A 20,109-nucleotide genomic window follows, 5' to 3' on the forward strand; every position below is an offset into this window, starting at 1 on the left:
GGTGGGTGCGGTGGCCGTCGGCTTCTCCGGGGAGTCCTTCTTCATCTCCGTCAGTTCGGACTTGAAGATGCGCATGGATCGACCGAGTGAGCGTGCCATCGTGGGCAGCTTCGCGGCGCTGAACAGCAGCACGACGACCAGGGCGATGATGAGCCATTCGGTGGCACCGGGCATGGTGGGTTGCTCCTACTGGTTCTTCTTCTCGGGCGCCTCGGACGAGAAATCGCTGGCGATCCTGTCCTCCTCGGTGGGCTCGACAGGTCCGTCGATGGCCTCCGGGTCCCCGTCACCGTCGGACTTCCCGTCCTTCTTCATCTCGTTGACCTCGGACTTGAAGATGCGCATGGAGCGCCCCATCGAGCGCGCGAGGTTGGGCAGCTTCGCCGCTCCGAAGAGCAGGAGGATGATCAGTACGATGATCAGGATTTGCCACGGGCCTATGCCACCCATCGGTGCCAGCCTTTCCGTCGGTTGAGCGGCGCGCGTTCTGGGCCGCGTTGCGCTCTGGTGCTGTATGGATCAGTCACCGCTCACACTACGCCAGACGGCGGTATGCCTCCACTGCTGCAGCCGCACGATCCGCCGCCCGGTGTCCGGGATCACGTTCCTGCCCCCCGGGGTCTGCGTCCCCGGAGGTACCGGCCGCACGGATCTGGGGTGCATAGGCCAGCAGGAACCGCTCCAGCCACGCCCCGGTGTCCGGGATCAGGGCGCGCAGCGACTCCTCGCCGTCGGTGTCGTCGAGCTGCCACAGCGGCAGGTACTCGAACATCCATCCCGCGCCCTCGTCCAGTTCGATCTGCGCCCACCGCTGGTCGGGGTGTGCGAAGCCGAAGGGATCGGTGGCGTCGATGCGGCGTTCCTGCACCGGCGGCGCCTCCCGGCCGGTGACCGTGATCCCCGACATCCGGGAGATGCTGAAGCACCGCTGGTCGAGTTCACTGTTGCGGGCCCAGAGGTACCCCTCGCCGTTGATGAACTCCAGCTGGTCAGGGATCAGCTCCCGGGGGCGCGTGGTGTCCGAGGACACCGACAGGTAGTCCAGCTGCACCCATCTGCGGGTGGCGACAGCCTCGCGCAGCACGGACAGGTGCTCCGCGTCCGCGCCGGACGGTGCCGACGCTTCCTCGTCCTGCCGTCCGGCGGGCGTCGTGAACTCGTCGGGGACGAACTGCTCCCGGCGGTCGCGGTTCTCCTGCAGCAGCGAGCGGATCTTCGTTGTCGCCGAGGCCACCGAAGCCCGGTCCTCCGGGGACAGGACGCTGCCCAGCCGCTCCAGGCTGAGGACCAGTGTCCCCGCTTCGACATCGGTCAGTGCCGGGGGGCGGTCCAGTCCCAGGGAGTTGACCACGGTGGCGTGCATCGTGTCGACGGAGAACTCCAGCGTGCTGCCCGGCAGGTAGGGCGGAAGTCCGCTGGATCCAGCCTGCTTGACCTCCTCGCGCAGCTGCGGGACGGACACCCCGAACACCCGGGCGGCGGACATCAGGGTGGACTCCGGGTGGGACTGCAGCCAGGCCAGGAGCGAGATGACCCGGCGGACCTGCCAGGCGCTGTAGTCGGTGGTGCCGCGGCGCGGCGTGTTCTCGGTCATGGGGTCTCCTCCCCGAACCTCGCCGCGGCGAGTTCAAGCTGCGACACAACGTCGGCGACCACGTCCGGCGGGGACAGGACGATCGCGTCGGGTGCGTAGGCGCATGCCTGGCGTACCAGCCAGGTGCGCTCCACCGGCCCGACGGTCAGGACGGTGCCGTCGGGGTGGGCGGAACCGTCGTCGGGGCCGACCCGCCCCAGGGCGCGCAGTTCCTGTGCCCCTTCACCGCGGAAGAGCACCTGTGCGGTCACCATCACCGAGGACGCCTGCAGCCCCTCGGTGACCAGCGCGGACGCCGGACGGTCCGGTGGGCCGTGACGGACGATGTCGGAGCCGACCGAGAGGTCGGCGACGCGGGACAGGCGGAAGGTGCGTTGTGCCCCGCGGTCCCGGTCGAACCCGGTGAGGTAGAGCTTGCCGCCGACGGCAGCCACCGCCCACGGGTCAAGGTGGCGATCCTGGGGGGTCTCGGTCAACGCCGGCCAGTAGTGGAAGTCCAGGGTCAGGTTCCGGTCCAGCGCGCGGTGCAGCGTGGCGATGTCGTCGTCGGTGAGGTCCTGGGCGTCCGGGACCTGCCCTGTCACGTTGCCGACATCACCGATGGTGCCCGACGACGGCTCGGGGGCGATGGCCGCCAGCTTCGTCAGCGCACGCTGCACGGGCGCGGTCAGCGAGCCGTTGGGGACCCACCGGGCGGCCGGGGACAGGACGTCCCACTCCCCCGGCGTGATCCCCAGGTCGGGAAGGAAGCTCAGGTCTCTGTCGACCCGGTACTGGACCTCGGGGGCGCCGTCACCGTCGACACCGGTGGCCTCGGCCAGCTCGATGCCGACACCGGCCAGGAGCCTGCGGTCGCGGTCGAAGCGTTTGCGCACGGCATCGATGTCCCCGGTGGTGTAACCGCGCACGTTGAGGTGGATCCAGGACAGTGACCGTGGCCGGTCGTCGAGCGCCACGACGAGGTCGAGGACGCGGGTGGTGGCCTTGTCCCAGTGGACCTCCCGGGCCCGGTTCCGGTTCGTCGCCCGGTGTGGTGCAGGGCTCATCGCGGGGCTCCCGCGAGGACGTCCAGCAGCGTGTCGAGGCCCTCCTCGTGGGCGGCGAAGGGATCGGGCAGCACGATTTCCGCGCCGCCGTCACCGTTGACCTTCAGCCGGGTCCAGTCCACGGTGGTCTGCCTGGTGCTGTGCTCGGCGGCGGCGAGGAACCGGCCCCGCACCGCCGCACGGGTGGTCTGCGGGGCCGTTGTGGTGGCAGCCTCGACCTCACCGTCATCGACGACGGTGGCGGCCTGCCCACGGCGGGCCAGCAGATGGAACAGGCCACGTTCCGGGTTGATGTCGTGGTAGGTCAGGTCGATCTGCCCCAGCCGTGGGTCGGTGATGTCCAGACCGCCACGGTCGGCGACCCGGTCGATGAGCTTCTTCTTGATCACCCAGTCGATCTCGGTGTCCACGGGGGAGAAGTCCCCGGTCCCGAAGCAGTCCAGCACCCGTCCCCACAACTCGACCACCGGGGCGAGCTGGGCATTCGGGGTGCCCGTGGAGCGGTCCCCGTCGTCCACCGCGGGGTCGGGACGCTGCGCCAGCCACTGCTCCGCCGCCGTATGGAAGGCGCGCTGGATCTCCAGCGGGGTGCTGGTGGAACCGTTGCGCAGGGCAAGGGGGGTTGAGCCGGTGAAGTCCCGGGCGATCTCCCGGATCGACCGGATCTCATTGGCCAGCTCGAAGTCCGGGAGGTCCACCCCCGCCTCGATCATCTCCAGCACCAGCAGTGCCGAACCGACCTTGAGCGCGGTGGTGGTCTCCGACATGTTCGAGTCGCCGACGATGATGTGCAGTCGCCGGAACCGGGAGGAGTCGGCGTGCGGCTCATCGCGGGTGTTGATGATCGGACGGGACCGGGTGGTCGCCGAGGAAACCCCCTCCCACACATGGTCCGCGCGTTGCGACAGGCAGTAGCCGGGCCCGAAGTTCTCGTTCGGTGCCCCGGTCGCGGGCACGCTGATCTTTCCCGCCCCGCAGATCAGTTGCCGGGTCACCAGGAACGGCAGTAGCTGGGCGGCCAGTGCTTTCAGCGGCACGTCTCGTCCCACCAGGTAATTCTCGTGGCAGCCGTAGGAGTTTCCGATGGAGTCGGTGTTGTTCTTCAGCAGGTAGACCTTGCCGCCGATGCCGCGGTCGTTGAGGGACTCCTCGCACCGCGCGGCCAGCCCGTGGAAGATCCGGTCCCCCGCCCGGTCATAGGTCAGGAGCTGGTGCAGTGAATCGCACTCGGCGGTGGCGAACTCGGGGTGCGCACCGACATCGAGGTACACCCGCGAGGCATTCGGCCAGTAGACGTTGCTGCTGCGGTGCTTCTCCACGACCGGGGCGAAGAGGTGCCGGGCGACCTCGTCCGGGCCCAGGCGCCGGTGGCTGTCCAGGACGCTGGTGATGCCGAACTCCGTCTCCAGTCCCATGATCCGCCGGGTGAAGACCGGCCCCGCGGAATCAGCCGATGCAGCGGCCGTGACTACTGCCCGCCCTTCTGGACGTAGGACTTCACGAACTCCTCGGCATTCGACTCCAGCAGGCCGTCGATCTCGTCGAGGAGGTCATCGGTCCCGCTGACCCGCAGCTGCTCCTGACCGCCCGCGGTGGCGTCGGCGGTCTGATCGTCGTCGGACGGCCCACGTCCCCCGTGAACCTGACCCTGCCCTGATCCGGATGCCATGATGAGACCAACTCCTTATGAATAGTTCGTGACCACTACAGGCTAGCAGTCCAGCCCGTCGAGGGACTCCGGTAAGACCTCGCCGAGAACATGCACCAGCCCCGCTGCATCGGTGACGTCGGCGAGGGCGTCCCGGAGCTGCCCGGCGGTCCCTTGTGTGGGGTCCCCCAGCCACACCCGCGTGGCAGGTGAGGACCCGTACGGGGTGTCCAGGATGAGGGTGTCCCAGTTCGCCGCCAGGAGTTCCCCCGCGAACCGGCGGGCGACCTCCCCGCGCAGCCACGCGCGCGTGTCGTCCGGGGGGTTCTGGGCGGCTGCTGCGACGTCCTGCTCCGGGACGAGCGTGCGCATGCGGCCCTTGCGCACCAGGGCGTTGTAGAGGCCCTTCGCCGGGTCGATGTCGTGGTACTGGATGTCGATCACCGCCAGGCGGGGATCATCCCACTCCAGGCCACGGGCACGGTAGGCATTCAGCAGCCCGAGCTTCGCCGTCCAGTCCAGCCGGTCGGCGGTGGATGCCGGGTCACGCTCCAGGTCGTCGAGGATCTCCCCCCACACCTGCAGGACGAGATCGTCGTGCCCCACCCGGTCGGCCCCGGGAACCGCGGCGATGACCCGCTCGCGGATCTCGCGCTGGATCTGCACCGCGGTGAGCTCACGGTTGCCGTACAGACGCAGCGGACGGGAGCAGTCCAGGTCCCGGGAGACCGTCCGCACGGACTCCACCGGTTCGTAGAGGGCCAGGTCGGAGAAGTCCGCCCCCGCCCCGACCGCGTCGAGGACCAGTGCCGTGGTGCCCAGTTTCAGGAAGGTGGAGAACTCGGAGAGGTTCGCGTCCCCGATGATCACGTGCATCCGTGCCCAGGGGTCGGCGGCGTGCGCTTCGTCCCGGGTGTTGATGATGCCGCGGTTCAGGGTGGTCTCCAGCGACACGGTGGTCTCGATGTAGTCGGCGCGCTGGCTGATCTGGAATCCGGGGGCCTGGCCCTTCTGTCCGAGGCCTATGCGTCCTGCACCGGTGTAGACCTGGCGCGTCACGAAATGCGGGATCAGTGCGGCCTGCACCGCCTCGGCGTCGTAACTGCGCGGGTACAGGTAGTTCTCGTGGGATCCGTAGGACGCCCCCTTGCCGTCGACGTTGTTCTTGTGGATCTTCAGCACCGGCTGCCCGTCAACCTGCCCGGAGGCCTGCGCGGCGGCGTGCATGACCAGTTCGCCGGCCTTGTCCCAGATCACCGCGTCCCACGCGTCGGTGGTCTCCGGCGAGGAGTACTCCGGGTGGGCGTGGTCGACGTAGAAGCGGGCGCCCGAGGTCGTGACCACATTCGCGGCGCCGAGTGCGTTCGGGTCGATGACCGGGGCCGTACGGTAACGGCGCAGGTCGAAGCCGCGCACGTCGCGCAGCGGGGACTCGGCGTTGTAGTCCCAGCGGGTCCGCCGGTTGACCCCCAACCCGGTCGCCCCGGCGTAGGCGATGACCGCCTGCGTGGACGTCTCGATCGGGCTGGCGTTCGGGTCGTCCCGGGCGATGATGCCGAACTCTGTCTCGGTGCCGATGATCCTCATCGCCTACGCCGCCCCGTCCCGGTCGGCCATGGTGATCTCCACGACGCGACGGGAGGAGTGCCCGGAGATCCGGGCCCACTCCGCCGGGTTAGTGGTGTCCGGCAGGTCGTCATTGTCGTGGCACTCCTCCTCGACCGCCAGGTCGACGTGGATACCGGAGATGCCGGACGGCCTGGTCGACCCCTCGGCGCCGTCACCGCGCAGCACGTCCTTGATGGCGAGCTTCTTGGCGCGGTCCACGATATTCGCCAGCATCGCACCGGAGGCGAAGTCGCGGTAGTACAGGTCCGAACTGGTGCCGTCGGCGAAATGCAGGGTTAGGTACGGCCGAGCATCGGAGTACAGGTTGTCGACGATCCTGGTCCGCAGCTCCCCGGCGGTCGTGCCCGGGTTCAGCGGCAACTCGTCGGTCAGGTACTTGGTGAGGATGTCCGCGGCGGCCGAGCGGTCCGGACGCTCCACCCGGATCTTCACGTCCAGACGCCCCGGGCGCAAGATCGCCGGGTCGATGAGCTCCTCGCGGTTGGACGCACCGATCACGATGACATTGCGCAGCCCCTCGACACCGTCGATCTCGGCGAGCAGCTGCGGGACCACGGTGGACTCCACATCCGAGGAGACGCCGGTGCCGCGGGTGCGGAAGATGGCCTCCATCTCGTCGAAGAAGACGATCACCGGCTGGCCGGCCGAGGCGATCTTCCGGGCGCGCTCGAAGATCAGCCGGATCTGGCGCTCGGTCTCGCCGACGAACTTGTTCAGCAACTCCGGGCCCTTGATGTTCAGGAAGTAGGACTTCGCGTCCGGGCGTCCGGTCTCCGCGATGATCTTCTTCGACAGCGACGACGCGACGGCCTTGGCGATCAGTGTCTTGCCGCAGCCGGGGGGTCCGTAGAGGAGCACGCCCTTCGGCGGCAGCAGGCCGTAGTCGCGGTAGAGCTCCGGGTGCAGGAACGGCAGCTCGACGGCGTCGTGCAGCTGTTCGATCTGGTTCTCCAGGCCACCGATGTCGGTGTAGGCGACGTCCGGCACCTCCTCGAGGACCAGGTCCTCGACCTCGGCGCGGGAGATGATCTCGAAGGCGTAGCCGGCCTTGCGGTCGACGACCACGCTGTCACCGGGGCCGACCTGCATCGCGGCGAGCTCGTCGGTCAGGGCCCCGGCGCACTTCATCAGGGATTCCTCGCCGAGCTTGTCGGCGACCACGATACGGTCGCCGCCGACGACCTCGACCACGGTGCCGATGTCACCGGAGTCGGCGTAGCCGCAGACCTCGACGACCTGCTGGCCCTCCCCCAGACGCACCATGGAGCCGGTGGTGAGTTCCCCGGGGCCGACCTGCGGACTCACCGGCAGACGCATGCGGCGTCCGGCGGTGTAGACCTCGGCGGTCAGGCCGTCCTCCCCGGTTTCGAGCAGGGTCCCGTAGGTGCTCGGCGGCTCGGCGAGGGCGTCGAGCCGCGCATTGAGTTCGTCGAGCTTGTCCCGGCTGGCCGTGAGCATCTCGGTCAGTTTGGCGTTGCGGGTGCCCAGGGTCCGGTTGGCCAGTTGCAGCTGACGGTAGGACTCCGGGCCGGAGTCGACCGGGGCGGAAGGTCCGCCATGGCCGTTCGGGTCCCGGGTCTGGTCCGATGTGTGGTGTTGGGCGTGCTGCGTCATAGGACACCAGTCTACATCCGAGTGAAGGTAGGCTCACCACCGCCGTGGCGTGCGCAGCCCCGTACCAGACCCTGTCCTGTCCCCCAGCGCACCGGTTTCATCCATCGCACTGAAGGAGAAGACGCTGAAGCGGTGCGCTAAGGTACGCACTCACCGACGCCGCAGCAGCGGATGCCAGCGCCACACCAGGTCATCGGACTCCAGTGTCCGGAGCGGAATCTTCAGCCACCGTCTGAAACGCATCCTGAGCCGCACCGTATCCACAACCTCCTCGGCAAGTTGCCGGGGAACGTACTGCACACAACGGTCCGTGTAGCGGAGCAAGGTCCATCCCCATCGGGCGGCGGCATTCCCCTTCCACCGGTCTGAGATGAAGATGGCTTCCCCGGCCTTCTCCCCGCCGGCAGCGTGGAAGGCGTAACTGTCGATCTCGACCAGCACCTTGGCCTCCTTGAAGACGATGTCGAATCGGTATCCCCGCATCTTGTGGTTCACCAGCACGGTGACATCGGTATCTCCCAGCTGATTCAGGATCAGCGTGACCGCCCGCAGCTCAAGATTGCTCGCGGTACCGGTGATCGCACTCTCCAACAGTTCCAGTGCGTGCACGCGGTGCCGGGGCGGCAGGGCCGCCAGGTCCTCGGCGAGGACATCATTCCCCTTCGCCCCGGCGTACATCTGCTGGAGGAACCCGGTGAGCCTGCGACGATGTTGTCCCTCTGTCCCCAGGAACGGGTCCTCCGGATCCCGGACCATGCAGTGGACGGCTGTCTCAATGGGTGAGGCGACCCGCACTCCATTGATTGTCCGGGAGTGCGTGACCTGGGACGGAGTGATGTCCAGCAGGATTCCCCCGTCGCGGGTCCTGGATCGCGGCATCCGGGCGCTCACGGGCCAGGTGAGTGCCGCCCGCCCTCCCAGCTGGTAGGCGAACGCGGCTGCCCGTCCGGTGAAAACCAGGTGGGGGTTGGAATGGGTCAGTGCCTGGAGCGTCAGCAGATCGCCTGGTTCCTCGCTGGTGTAGACGCCCGGAGCGACCCGGAACAGGTTCCCCTCGGCCACGGCGTTCTGTATCTGACGCTTCGATTTACCCGCCGACATCAGTTCACTGGTGAGCCAGACTGATCTCGCGGACTTCTCCCCCATGTGTTTCCCCCCCACGTATGTGTTTCCCCGATTGAGATGCACCATACCCCAGGGTGCCCCCAGCGTCCCCGACTTTCCTTCACCGTCACCCGCTCCCGTCCCCGGGCGCACCGCTTTGGCGATTCACTCTCAAGTGGAGGAGCACAAACCGGTGCGCTCAGGGACGCAGAGCACTCGCCCCTACTTCCGGGCGCGGCGCTGCGGCTTCGGCGCCACGGTCCCGTCCGACAGGCGGCGGGCCCACACCAGGAAGGCCGTGTGGGCGTTCATCCGGTGCTCGGGACGGGTCGCCAGACCCTCCACCTTCCACTCGCGCACCAGGGACTCCCACGCCTTCGGCTCGGTGAAGCACTTCAGTTCCCGGATGCCCTCCATGACCTTCATCAGCTGCGGCACGGTGGCCACGTAGGTCATGAACACCCCACCGGGGATCAGCAGGTCGCGGACCGTCTCCAGGCACTCCCACGGGGCGAGCATGTCCAGGATCACCCGGTCGACCGGCCCGTCGGTGTCCTCGACCGTGACGTCCTGCAGGTCACCGAGGCGAAGATCCCAGTTCGCCGGATGCTCCCCCATGTACTCGGTGACGTTCGCCTCGGCGTACTCCAGGTGGTCCTCACGGACCTCGTAGGACAGCAGCTTCCCGTGGTCACCGACCGCACGCAGCAGGGTCATCGACAGGGCGCCGGACCCCGCACCGGCCTCCAGAACCTTCGCGCCGGGGAAGATATCGCCCTCCACCAGAATCTGGGCGGCGTCCTTCGGGTAGATCACCGCGGCACCGCGGGGCATGGACAGCACGTGGTCGACCAGCAGGTGCCGGAAGCACAGGTACTCCCCGCCGACATGGGACACGGCAACGGTGCCCTCGTCCTTGCCGATGATGTCATCGTGCTTGATCTCGCCCTTGTGGGTGAAGTAGCTGCCCCCGGTCTCCAGGGTGATGGTGTAGTGACGGCGCTTGGCGTCGGTCAGCTGAACCCGGTCGCCGGGCTGGAACGGACCGGAGTAGGCCACGGATGTTCCCCTTTTCCTGGTTGGGTGACGTGCCCACGTGTCCGTGAGCGTTAGTGAACCTGGTCAGTCTAACGGGAGGGGCTCGGCAACCCCGCATACCCCGGCCCGGCAGACCTGGACGACGGGACCATCGGGCGCCTGCCCCATCAGTCGCGCACCGTTGTCCGTGCTCAGCACCAGGGCGGACGTACCGAGGTTCCGCCTCAGATCCCTGACCTGCTTGTCGGACGCGTCCCGCACCATCGCCTGCACCGGACCCGCCAGGTGGACCTCCAGGGCCGACAGCCAGCCCCCGGCCTGGATCAGGTGTCGCTCCACCACCCCCTGGTGCGCGTCGAGGATGCGCCGTGCCTCCGCCAGCCAGCGTCCGCCCATGGTGCGCAGGTCGGAGTCCTCCATGGAGCCCGCCAACGTACCGGCGTAGCTCAACGCCTCGGCCAGCACGCCCACCGCCGCAGGGACGGCACCGTCGTAGGGGTCACGTGGGCGTACACCTGTACCTGCCACCGAGTCGGCCGAGTCGTACCAGGTCCCCGTCGCGTCCTGTCCACGGGAGAAGGTCACCTGGATGTGGCGGATCAGCTCGCTGACCTCGGATGCCACGGACCCGCCGGCCGCCCAAGCACGTACCAGTGCCAGCAGCAGCCAGGCGCAGTCCTCCAGGGACGCCGGTGCGTCCGGGGTGCCGGTGCAGCGCACCACCCCGAGGACGCTGCCCTCGTCGTCGGTCGTCACCGCGTAGTCCCAGAGCGCCAGCGCTGCGGCAGGCCCCCGGCTGTCGCCGACCTCCATGAGCGCGACCGCGGCCATGGCGTTCCACGCCGTCACGACCTTGCTGTCCACGCCGGGCTGGGGCCGTCCGGCGCGAATGGTGGACATCTGCCGACGGATCTCCGGGGTGATCACGTCGCCGTTCCGGTGCGTCAGCACGCGCCTGCCCTCGAGGTCGCCCTCCCCGGCCAGACCGTACTGCGCCAGTTCCCCCGGGGTCCAGGTGTAGGTGAAACCCTCCACACGCGTGCCGTCGACCACCGTGTCGGCGTCCAGGCCGCTGGCGAACAACCCGGGGTGGGCGTCCAGTGCCAGACGCGAGGTCAGGAAGTCCCGGGTCAGCTCCAGGCCGCGCCGCGCGGTGCCGTCGTCGGGCCGCTGCGTGGTGTACGCGGCCAGCGCCCGCAGCAGCAGGGCGTTGTCGTACAGGGTCTTCTCGAAGTGCGGGACCGTCCAGTTCTCATCCACGCAGTAGCGGTGGAAACCACCCTCCACCTGGTCGAAGAGTCCACCGGTGAGCATCGCGTCCCACGTCCTGCCCACCAGGTCGAGGATCTCGGCGGACGCCGCGTCCGACTCCGTCCGCTCCGCCCAGCGGACCAGACCCAGCAGAGCGGCGGCCGGCGGGAACTTCGGGGCACCACTGAAACCGCCGGTGGGGTTCTCGGCGGCGCGCATGCGCTGCACGATCCTGGTCGGCAGCTCCGCGGTGGCGTCCTGCGCCTGCCAGGACGCCGACGACTCCTCCCCGGCGTCCTCGGTACCACCCAGCAGTGCGGAGTTCAGCTTCTCCGTCAGGGCGTCGACCTTGTCACGGGTGGTCGTCCAGGTCCGGTTCACCGCGTCCAGCACCTGGCGGAAGGACGGTCGACCGGGCTGGCCTGTCTCCGGGTCCGCACGCTGCACCGGTGGGAAGTAGGTGTCGGCGAAGAACGGGCGTCCCTCCGGGTCGGCGAACACGGTCATCGGCCAGCCCCCCTGCCGACTCAGGGCGATGGTCGCCTGCATGTAGTAGGCGTCCACGTCGGGGTGCTGTTCCCGGTCGACCTTGACCGCCACCATGGTGTCGTTGATGACCTGCGCGACCTCCGGGTCACTGAAGCTCTCGGCGGCCATCACATGGCACCAGTGGCAGGTGGCGTAGCCGATCGAGATGAACACCGGTACATCCCGCCGCCGGGCCTCGTCGAACGCTTCGGGACCCCAGGGCCGCCAGTCCACCGGGTTGCCGCCGTGCTGGCGCAGGTACGGGGAGGACGAATCAGCGAGGTGGTTCATGGCCCCCACGGTAGCCGGATATACTCTCCCCCATGTTGAACGGTATGGTCACCGACCCGGACATCCTGGCGGCCCAGTCCCTGGACCTGGGCCCGGAACTGGAACCCGTGGAGCCGGTCGGCCTGGTCCGTGCCCGCAGTGTCGGTGACGTCGTCGAGACCATGCGCTACGCCCACCGGCACGGGATCCCCGTGGTGCCGCAGGGGGCGAGGACGTCGCTCACCGGATCGTCCGCGGGCGTGGACGGCTGCCTGCTGCTGGACCTCACCCGGATGAACCGGATCCTGGAGGTCGACGGGGTGAACATGACCGTCACGGTGGAGCCGGGGATCATCAACAAGGACCTCAAGGACGCGCTGCGTCCCCACGGGCTGGCGTACCCGCCGGACCCCGGATCCTTCGACACCTGCACCATCGGCGGGAACATCGCCACGAACGCCGGAGGAATGTGCTGTGTGAAGTACGGCGTGACCAGCGAATACGTCCGCGAAATCACTGTGGTGCTCGCCGACGGGACCGTCACCCGGCTGGGCCACCGCACCGTGAAGGGCGTGGCCGGGTTGGACCTCGCCGGGCTGTTCACCGGCTCCGAGGGGACACTCGGGGTGATCGTGTCGGCGACGCTGAAGGTGGTTCCCCTCGGCGAGGTACCCCTGACGTCGGTGGGGGTGTTCGCCAACGAGCGGGACGCCGCGGTCGCTGTGGCCCGCACCATGGAGACCATCACGCCGGTTCCCCCGTCGATGCTGGAACTCATCGACGGGGTCACCATCGGGATGCTCAACGAACTCGGCAATTTCGGCCTGGAGCCGTCCGCCGGTGCGATCCTGATCATGCAGGCCGACAGCCCGACCGCCGCCACCGACATCGGGACCTTCGCCGGGGTCGCCGAGTCCTGCGGCGCCGTCGACGTCGCCTTCTCCGACGACCCCGCCGACGGGGACGCCCTGGTCGCCGCGCGGCGCATGGTGCACGAGGCCAATGAGCTCTACGCCCGCACCAACGATGTCGGGCAGCTCCTGGAGGATGTCTGCGTGCCGCGGAGCAGACTGGCCGACTTCTTCGACGGGTTGGACGCCATCAGGACGCGCAGCGGACTGACGATCAGCGTGGTCGCCCACGCCGGAGACGGGAACACCCACCCCGACATTTTCTTCGACCGGAACTCGCCTGACCAGCGTGAGGCGGCACAGCAGGCCTTCGACGACATCGTCGGTCTGGGGCTCTCCCTCGGCGGGACCATCGCCGGGGAGCACGGCATCGGATCACTGAAGAACCGTGCCCTGACCCGGGAACTCGATGACGGCAGCAGGAGGCTTCACCTGGCGGTCAAGGCGGCCGTGGACCCTTCCGGCATCCTCAACCCGGGGAAAATGTTCGCCGGATTACAGGGTGTTAAGGTGACAGAATGACCGTCACATCACATGCCTGGACAGACGAGCTGGACGAACTCACCTCGGCACTGGAGGGGTCGGTCACCACCGACCCGGACATCCTGGAGACCTACGCGAAAGACGAGTCGGTGTACCGTGCCGACGGACACGCCGCCGCACTCGTCAGGGCAGCGACCAGGGACGATGTGGTCAAGGCGATGCAGTTCGCCCACTCCCGCGGGATCCCCGTCGTCCCCCAGGGTGCCCGGTCCGGACTGTCGGGCGGCGCCTGCGCCGTGGACGGTTGCATCCTGCTGTCGGTCACCGGGATGCACCGGATCCTGGAGATCGACGAAGCGAACATGACGGTCACCGTCGAACCCGGCCTGATCAACAAGGACCTCAAGGACGCGCTGCGTCCGAAGAAGCTGGCCTACCCGCCGGATCCCGGCTCCTACGCGATGTGCTCCATCGGAGGGAACATCGCCACCAACGCCGGCGGCATGTGCTGCGTGAAGTACGGGGTCACCCGCGAGTACGTCCGGGAGATCACCGTCGTCCTGGCGGACGGCACGGTGACCCGGCTCGGCCACCGCACCGTCAAGGGCGTGGCCGGACTCGACCTGGCGAGCCTGTTCACAGGTTCGGAGGGCACCCTCGGGGTGATCGTCGAAGCGACCCTGAAGCTGGTCCCCCTGGGCGCCGACCCCCTCTCGGCCCTGGCGACCTTCCCCACCGTGAACGCGGCCGCTGCCGCCGTGGCGGCGTACATGCACACCGGTGCGCAGCCGTCCCTGCTGGAGATGATGGACGGCACGACGGTGTCCATGGTCCAGGAGATGACCGACTTCGGCCTGGACAGCGATGTCGGGGCCGTCCTGATCATGCAGTCGGACTCCGGCAGCGCCGTCGCGGACACCGAGGCCTTCGCCGACATCGCCCAGGAGCACGGGGCGGAGGACGTCGCCTTCACCGACAACGCCACCGACGCCGAACTCCTCGTCGCCGCCCGACGCTCCGCCCAGACGGCCTACGAGCACTACGCCGCCAGCCACGGCGGCGGCCAGATGCTCGATGACGTATGCGTGCCGCGTGACAAGCTCGCCGAGTTCTGCGACGGCCTGGCCACCATCAGCGGGGACACCGGCATCGTGGTGGCGGTTGTCGCCCACGCCGGTGACGGCAACACCCACCCCTCGGTGTTCTTCGACAACGACGACGAGGCCTCGGTGACGGCCGGCTTCGACGCCTTCGGGCGGATCATGAGGCTGGGACTGGAACTCGGCGGGACGATCACCGGCGAGCACGGGGTCGGCGCGTTGAAGTCCGAGTGGCTGGTGACGGAACTCGATGAGGGCAGCCGCCGGCTGCACCGCGAGATCAAGAAGGCCGTGGACCCGAGCGGGATCATGAACCCGGGCAAGATGCTGGAGCACCTGTGAGCCGTCGACCGCTGGCACTGTCGCCGTCGCGTGTCGGCGACTACAAGCAGTGCCCCCTGCTCTACCGGCTGCGGGCCATCGACCGGCTGGAGGAACCCAGCACCGTCGCGCAGGTCAAGGGCACGCTGGTGCATTCCGTCCTGGAGGACATCCACGGCCTGCCCAGGGGGGAACGCACCTACCCCGCCGCCGTGAAGCTGCTCAAACCCCACTGGGCGGCCATGACCGCCAAGGATCCGCAACTGGATGAACTGGTTCCGCCGGACGACTACATGGATTTCCTGGTCGCGGCGCGTGACCTGGTCAAAGGCTACTTCATGATGGAGAACCCGTCGGGGTTCGATGCGGATTCCGTGGAGAAGTTCGTGGACACCACCCTGCCGAACGGGGTGCCGGTGCGTGGCTTCATCGACCGGGTGGATGTGGCCCCGACCGGCCAGGTCCGGGTCGTGGACTACAAGACCGGCAAGAAACCGATCCCCCGGTACTCGGCGCAGGCGATGTTCCAGATGCGCTTCTACGCCCTGGTGTGGTGGCGGCTGTTCGACCACATCCCCGAGCAGCTGCGGCTGATGTACCTCAAGGTGCAGGACGACATGGTGCTCTCCCCCACCCCGTCGGAGCTGAACTACGTGGAGAAGGACCTGGGACGGCTCTGGTCGCAGATCGGGTCGGACGCGAGATCCGGTAACTTCGAGCCGACAACCTCGAAGCTCTGCGGCTGGTGTTCCTTCCAGTCGATGTGCCCGGCGTTCGGCGGCACGCCACCGGAGTACCCGGGAGTCCCCGAGGAGTTCGCGTAGGCCTGTCGGTGGGACAGAATCACACCCCCGGCGATTTTCGCGCGGGTCCGGTACCGTCCTGACCTGCATGTCTCACTACGTGGAAACGTTGTTGGGTGTGAAAGTCGGCTTCGCCGGGTCTCGCGGGCCCGCCGTCACGTTGTGCTCATCTTCCACACGGGGCACGGTAGCAGTTACGAGAGGTCCAACTCATCCAGGAGGGAGAGGAACGCGGGACCGACACCGGTGCGCCACAGGATGTCGACCTTCGCGTCCGCGCGTCCCGGGCCCCCGTTGATGACGGCCACCGGTTTGTCCGATTTCAGCGCGTCGAGCACCAGGCGAAGGCCACTCATGACCGCCAGGGACGATCCCGCGACCAGCACACTGGAGGCCTCCGACAGCATGGATGCCGCCCGTTCCCTGCGCCCGGCGGGAACCGGCTCACCGAAGTAGACCACGTCCGGCTTCAGCAGGAGGGAGCCGCACCGCAGGCACCCCGCCATCCTGAACTTCCGGACGTGCACTTCATCCAGGGTGACGTCGCCGTCGGGGTTGACCTGCGCAGGGTCGAGGGCGACCTCCTCGAGGTACCCGGGGTTCGCGTCCTCGAGGCGCCGGTCGAAGGACGGGCGGTCCTCGGTCGCCCCACACTCCAGGCACACGACCCGTGCAAGGTCGCCGTGGAGGGTCAGCAGGTTGGACGTGCCCGCGGCGGCGTGCAGGCCGTCGACGTTCTGGGTGACGACGCCGGTCACCAGTCCCGCCCGTTCCATCTCGACCAGGGCGTAGTGCGTCGAGTTGGGCACTGCGTCGGCGATCTGCCGCCAGCCGACGAAGGAGCGGGCCCAGTAACGGTGGGAGGCGTCCGGATCGTGCCGGAACTCCTGGTAGGTCATCGGCCGGTGGCGCCCGAGTGAACCGGACGGTCCCCGGTAGTCCGGGATGCCGGAATCAGTGGACACGCCCGCACCGGTGACGACCAGGGCGGGACTGGTGCGGAGTTGGTCGGTGATCGCTGAGAGGGCGGTGTCCGGATCGGTCGGTGTGGCCGACTCGGAGACCACCCGGGCGATGGAGCGCAGGGCCGAGTGGTGTGCCAGTGCGACCGGATCTCCAGGGGCTCGGAACATCTGCCCCAGATTACCCCTGCAGCGGAAGTCTGCTCCACGGGGAGTCCGGGTGGTTCAGGGCCAGGGCGACGTCATCGACGTAGGAGATGCTCGAATCGTCGATCTGGCCCATCGACACCGCGCGTCCCACCACCAGGCCGCTTGCGAAGGCGTGCCAGCCGTCGTAGGTTTCCCGCACCTGCTCAAGTGCGGAGAGTGCCAGTTCCGAGCACTCCTCCCCCGTGACCAGGCCACCGCCGTGGGCCAGCCACAGCACGCGCATCGCCAGTGAGACGTCCCAGGCGACCGTGTCCACCGGAAGCTCGGCGGGGTCGGTGGGCAGGGCGAATGGGGCGTTCTGCTGCAGGAAGGGAACCACCACGTGATGCTGGCGGGGGTCGATACCGGACAGCGTGCGGGTCGATGACGGGCGCTCGGGTGCCGGGGACTCCAGCACGGTGCGGAGCAGGGGACGCAGCTCCCGGTAGTCGGGGTCACCGGCGTCCCGGAGCCGTCGTTCGGCGACGGCGAGGGCCGCCGGGCCGTCCTTCACTCCGTAGACCGCGGTGAGGGCGTGCCGGTGCACCTCCCCCGGATCGACAGCAAACAGGCGGCGGAACCCCTCATTCGGGGGGTGTGGGGTAGTCGGTGCGTCGACGATGCGCCCGTCGGTCAGTTCGTGGGGCAGGGTCAGTGACCACGCGCGTTGGAGGTCGGCGTCGGGGCTGGTCGGTTCGGGGGAACCTGACCAGAGTAAACGCGGTGCGGAACTGCTCGCGGTGGTGTGGTGGAGGCGCGACTCGTAGGTGGGTGCGGTGAATTCGACGGCATGTGTCACGGTCCCGACGTTAGCAGGACGAAACAATGCAGGGGCAGGCAGTAACTTCCGTTTACCCCGGTACGGGGGCACCCATGTGGCACCCCCGTCCCCATGATCCTAGTCGTCGACGTAGAGCTTGCCGCGCCACACCGGGTGCAGCAGATTCTCCTTGCTCAGGACCTTGTCGACCGTCTCCGCATCCAACAGCTCCATGTCGAGGACCACCTCGCGCACCGAGCGTCCGGTCCGGGCGCACTCCTTACCCACCAGGTCACCGTTGTGGTGGCCGATCAGCGGGTTGAGGTAGGTCACGATACCGATGGAGTTCTCCACGTAGGACCGGCACACCTCCTCGTTGGCGGAGATGCCCACCACACACAGGGTGCGCAGTGTGGTGCACGCCCGGCCCAGCAGACGGATCGACTCGAACAGGGACTGGGCGATGACCGGCTCCATCACGTTCAACTGGAGCTGGCCCGCCTCGGCGGCCATGGAGATCGTCACGTCATTGCCGAAGACCTTGAAGCAGATCTGGTTGACGACCTCCGGGATCACCGGGTTGACCTTCGCCGGCATGATCGACGACCCGGCCTGCCGCTCCGGGAGGTTGATCTCGTTGAGACCCGAGCGCGGCCCGGACGACAACAGACGCAGGTCGTTGCAGATCTTCGACAGCTTCATCGCCACACGCTTGACCACCGAGCTGGCGTTGACGTACGCCCCGGTGTCACTGGTGGCCTCCAGGAGGTCACGCGAGCCGATGATGTCGAGGCCGGTGACTTCGCTCAGCGCGGCAACGACCTGGTGCTGGTACCCGGCCGGTGCGTTGACGCCCGTACCGATCGCCGTCCCGCCGAGGTTGACCTCCAGCATGAACCCGGCGGCCCGGGCGAGCTGCGCCTGCTCCTCGTCCAGGTTCTGGGCGAAGGCGGTGAACTCATCGCCGAGGCTGACCGGCACCGCGTCCTGCAGTTGCGTGCGGCCCATCGTGATGATGTCCCGGAACTTGTGGCCCTTGTTGTCGAACGCGCGCTCCAGCGCGGACAAATGCCGGATGAGATCCTGGAAGGCGGTGTGGATGCCCAGCCGGAAACCGGTTGGGTAGGCGTCGTTCGTCGACTGGCTCATGTTGACGTCGTCGTTGGGGTTGATGACGTCGTAGGAGCCCTTCGACTCCCCCAGGTACTCCAGCGCCAGGTTCGCCACGACCTCGTTGACGTTCATGTTCGTCGAGGTGCCCGCGCCGCCCTGGTAGACGTCGATCGGGAATTGGTCCATGCACCGGTGGTGCTCCAGGATCTGGTCGCACGCCCAGACGATCGCCTCGGCCTTGTGCCCCGGCAACGTGTGGAGCCGCTGGTTCGCGATCGCCGCGGCCTTCTTCACCTGGACCATGCCGCGGATGAACTCCGGCAGCTGGTTCAGGGTGGTCCGGGAGATCTGGAAGTTGTCGACCGCGCGCAGGGCGTGGATGCCGTAGTACGCGTGCTCGGGCACCTCCATGGTGCCGAGCAGGTCCTCCTCGGTGCGGAAGCTGTCCGCCGAGTGGGCGTTGAGGGAGTACGTCTCCGCCGCGGTGATGATGTCCGTGGAGGAGGTCAACGGTGCGGCGTTGCGGGATTCCGTGTGCGGGGCGGACTGGGGGTCGGACGCGGTCACGTGGATGTCCTTTCTCAGATGCGGGCGATCCTGATGTCGCTGGCCAGGATCGCTTCCGCACCCAGGGCGGAGAGCCTGTCCATCAGCGTGTTCGCGTCCCGGCGGGGAACCATCGCGCGCACCGCGACCCAGTTCTCCTGGGCCAGCGGTGACACGGTCGGTGCGGACAGGCCGGGCGTCACCGAGGCTACGCTGTCCAGGATGGTCCGGGAGCAGTTGTAGTCGAGCATCACGTAGTTGCGGGCGTGCAGGATGCCCTCGATCCGCTTGAGCAGCACCTTCTGCCGGTCGTCGACGGGGGCACCCTTCTGCCCCACCACCACGGCGGTGGAACTGATCACCGGGTCACCGAACGGGCGGAGCCCCTGCTGGCGCAGGGTGCGCCCGGTGGAGACCACGTCGGCGATCGCGTCGGCGACACCCAGGCGGATGGAGATCTCGACGGCACCGTCGAGACGGACGACGGTCGCGTCGATGCCCCGGTTCGACAGGTCGCGGCGCACCAGATTGGGGTAGGACGTGGCGATCCGCTTGCCCTCGAGCGCCTCCACCGACCATTCCTGGTCCTCCGGGGCGGCGTAGCGGAAGGTCGAGTCGCCGAATCCGAGCTCCAGGAGTTCCTCGGTCTCCTCGCGGGTGTCCGCGGCGAGGTCACGTCCGGTGATGCCCATGTCCAGGTGGCCGCTGGCCACGTAGATGGCGATGTCCTTGGGGCGCAGGAAGTAGAACTCCACGCCGTTCTCGGCGTCGACCACGGTCAGCGACTTCGAGTCGCCGCGTCCCGGGTACCCGGCCTCGTCGAGGATCTCGGTGGCGGTCTCCGACAGCGAACCCTTGTTGGGGACGGCGACGCGCAGCAGATCGGTGTATGCGGTGGGGATGGTCACGGGTCCGGCCCTCCTACAGGAACTTGTAGACGTCGTCGGGCGTGAGGCCGCGTCCGACCATCACGACCTGGAGCCAGTAGAGCAGCTGGGAGATCTCCTCGGAGAGCTCGTCGTCCGACTGGTACTCGGCGGCCAGCCAGACCTCACCGGCCTCCTCGACGATCTTCTTGCCCTGGAAATGCACCCCGGCGTCCAGGGCCTTGACGGTGCCGGAGCCCTCGGGGCGGTCCTTGGCGCGCTGGGACAGTTCCTCAAACAGGGAGTCGAAGTTCTTCACGGCACTCATTCTGT

The 20,109-nt window shown here is 68.1% G+C and carries 18 protein-coding genes and 1 pseudogene; 3 read left to right on the forward strand and 16 right to left on the reverse strand.

Going from position 1 to position 20,109, the window contains the following annotated elements; all coding sequences use genetic code 11:
- The 11 genes and pseudogenes from tatA (ACTIL2_RS09030) to ACTIL2_RS09080 form a co-directional block, all read right to left on the reverse strand.
- Positions 1 to 174 (reverse strand): annotated as a pseudogene (gene tatA, locus ACTIL2_RS09030) (Sec-independent protein translocase subunit TatA); the annotation flags it as partial.
- 12 nt (positions 175 to 186) lie between these two features.
- Positions 187 to 450, reverse strand: coding sequence for a Sec-independent protein translocase subunit TatA (tatA, locus tag ACTIL2_RS09035; protein ID WP_442337128.1), 264 nt, complete (start codon positions 448 to 450; stop codon positions 187 to 189).
- 85 nt (positions 451 to 535) lie between these two features.
- A complete protein-coding gene (locus ACTIL2_RS09040) occupies positions 536 to 1,594 on the reverse strand; it encodes a WYL domain-containing protein (protein WP_442337129.1) in 1,059 nt (352 codons plus the stop codon).
- Complete coding sequence (locus tag ACTIL2_RS09045; RefSeq protein ID WP_442337130.1) at positions 1,591 to 2,640, reverse strand: helix-turn-helix transcriptional regulator; 1,050 nt, start codon at positions 2,638 to 2,640, stop codon at positions 1,591 to 1,593. The genes ACTIL2_RS09040 and ACTIL2_RS09045 overlap by 4 nt, the downstream gene beginning before the upstream one ends.
- Positions 2,637 to 4,055, reverse strand: a complete 1,419-nt coding sequence (gene pafA / locus ACTIL2_RS09050) for a Pup--protein ligase (protein ID WP_442337131.1) — start codon at positions 4,053 to 4,055, stop codon at positions 2,637 to 2,639. Before pafA ends, ACTIL2_RS09045 begins: the two co-directional genes overlap by 4 nt.
- A 53-nt stretch (positions 4,056 to 4,108) precedes the next feature.
- A complete protein-coding gene (locus tag ACTIL2_RS09055) occupies positions 4,109 to 4,309 on the reverse strand; it encodes a ubiquitin-like protein Pup (RefSeq protein ID WP_442337132.1) in 201 nt (66 codons plus the stop codon).
- Positions 4,310 to 4,351: 42 nt separating this feature from the next.
- Entirely contained in the window at positions 4,352 to 5,875 is a 1,524-nt protein-coding gene (dop, locus tag ACTIL2_RS09060) for a depupylase/deamidase Dop (RefSeq protein ID WP_442337133.1), read from the reverse strand.
- Between the two features lie 3 nt (positions 5,876 to 5,878).
- Positions 5,879 to 7,531: a proteasome ATPase gene (gene arc, locus ACTIL2_RS09065; RefSeq protein WP_442337134.1), complete on the reverse strand. Its 1,653-nt coding sequence runs from the start codon at positions 7,529 to 7,531 to the stop codon at positions 5,879 to 5,881.
- A gap of 150 nt (positions 7,532 to 7,681) precedes the next feature.
- Entirely contained in the window at positions 7,682 to 8,677 is a 996-nt protein-coding gene (locus ACTIL2_RS09070; protein ID WP_442337135.1) for a hypothetical protein, read from the reverse strand.
- A 180-nt stretch (positions 8,678 to 8,857) separates the two neighbouring features.
- Positions 8,858 to 9,694 (reverse strand): tRNA (adenine-N1)-methyltransferase, encoded by an 837-nt coding sequence (locus tag ACTIL2_RS09075; RefSeq protein WP_442337136.1) that lies wholly within the window; start codon positions 9,692 to 9,694, stop codon positions 8,858 to 8,860.
- Between the two features lie 63 nt (positions 9,695 to 9,757).
- Positions 9,758 to 11,743 carry a thioredoxin domain-containing protein gene (locus tag ACTIL2_RS09080; protein WP_442337137.1) on the reverse strand — a complete coding sequence of 662 codons (1,986 nt, stop codon included), beginning with the start codon at positions 11,741 to 11,743 and terminating at the stop codon, positions 9,758 to 9,760.
- A 32-nt stretch (positions 11,744 to 11,775) separates the two neighbouring features.
- Here ACTIL2_RS09080 and ACTIL2_RS09085 point away from each other — a divergent pair, with 32 nt between their 5' ends.
- Genes ACTIL2_RS09085 through ACTIL2_RS09095 form a run of 3 tightly spaced genes read left to right on the forward strand, consistent with a single transcriptional unit; the run spans position 11,776 to position 15,361 of the window.
- A complete protein-coding gene (locus ACTIL2_RS09085) occupies positions 11,776 to 13,155 on the forward strand; it encodes an FAD-binding oxidoreductase (protein ID WP_442337138.1) in 1,380 nt (459 codons plus the stop codon).
- Positions 13,152 to 14,558 (forward strand): FAD-binding oxidoreductase, encoded by a 1,407-nt coding sequence (locus ACTIL2_RS09090; RefSeq protein WP_442337139.1) that lies wholly within the window; start codon positions 13,152 to 13,154, stop codon positions 14,556 to 14,558. Before ACTIL2_RS09085 ends, ACTIL2_RS09090 begins: the two co-directional genes overlap by 4 nt.
- Positions 14,555 to 15,361 carry a RecB family exonuclease gene (locus ACTIL2_RS09095; RefSeq protein WP_442337140.1) on the forward strand — a complete coding sequence of 269 codons (807 nt, stop codon included), beginning with the start codon at positions 14,555 to 14,557 and terminating at the stop codon, positions 15,359 to 15,361. The genes ACTIL2_RS09090 and ACTIL2_RS09095 overlap by 4 nt, the downstream gene beginning before the upstream one ends.
- Before the next feature lie 173 nt (positions 15,362 to 15,534).
- Here ACTIL2_RS09095 and ACTIL2_RS09100 read toward each other — a convergent pair whose 3' ends face one another.
- The 5 genes from ACTIL2_RS09100 to ACTIL2_RS09120 form a co-directional block, all read right to left on the reverse strand.
- On the reverse strand, positions 15,535 to 16,473 hold the full coding sequence (locus ACTIL2_RS09100; RefSeq protein WP_442337141.1) for a Sir2 family NAD-dependent protein deacetylase: 939 nt from the start codon (positions 16,471 to 16,473) through the stop codon (positions 15,535 to 15,537).
- Between the two features lie 10 nt (positions 16,474 to 16,483).
- Positions 16,484 to 17,290: a DUF1266 domain-containing protein gene (locus ACTIL2_RS09105; RefSeq protein ID WP_442337142.1), complete on the reverse strand. Its 807-nt coding sequence runs from the start codon at positions 17,288 to 17,290 to the stop codon at positions 16,484 to 16,486.
- 99 nt (positions 17,291 to 17,389) lie between these two features.
- On the reverse strand, positions 17,390 to 18,931 hold the full coding sequence (gene aspA, locus ACTIL2_RS09110; protein WP_442337143.1) for an aspartate ammonia-lyase: 1,542 nt from the start codon (positions 18,929 to 18,931) through the stop codon (positions 17,390 to 17,392).
- Between the two features lie 14 nt (positions 18,932 to 18,945).
- Positions 18,946 to 19,791, reverse strand: coding sequence for an ATP phosphoribosyltransferase (gene hisG, locus ACTIL2_RS09115; RefSeq protein WP_442337145.1), 846 nt, complete (start codon positions 19,789 to 19,791; stop codon positions 18,946 to 18,948).
- A 40-nt stretch (positions 19,792 to 19,831) separates the two neighbouring features.
- On the reverse strand, positions 19,832 to 20,095 hold the full coding sequence (locus ACTIL2_RS09120) for a phosphoribosyl-ATP diphosphatase (protein ID WP_442337146.1): 264 nt from the start codon (positions 20,093 to 20,095) through the stop codon (positions 19,832 to 19,834).
- Positions 20,096 to 20,109 lie beyond the last annotated feature (14 nt).

The sequence above is a fragment of the Corynebacterium sp. genome, from assembly GCF_052107835.1.
Lineage (GTDB): Bacteria > Actinomycetota > Actinomycetes > Mycobacteriales > Mycobacteriaceae > Corynebacterium.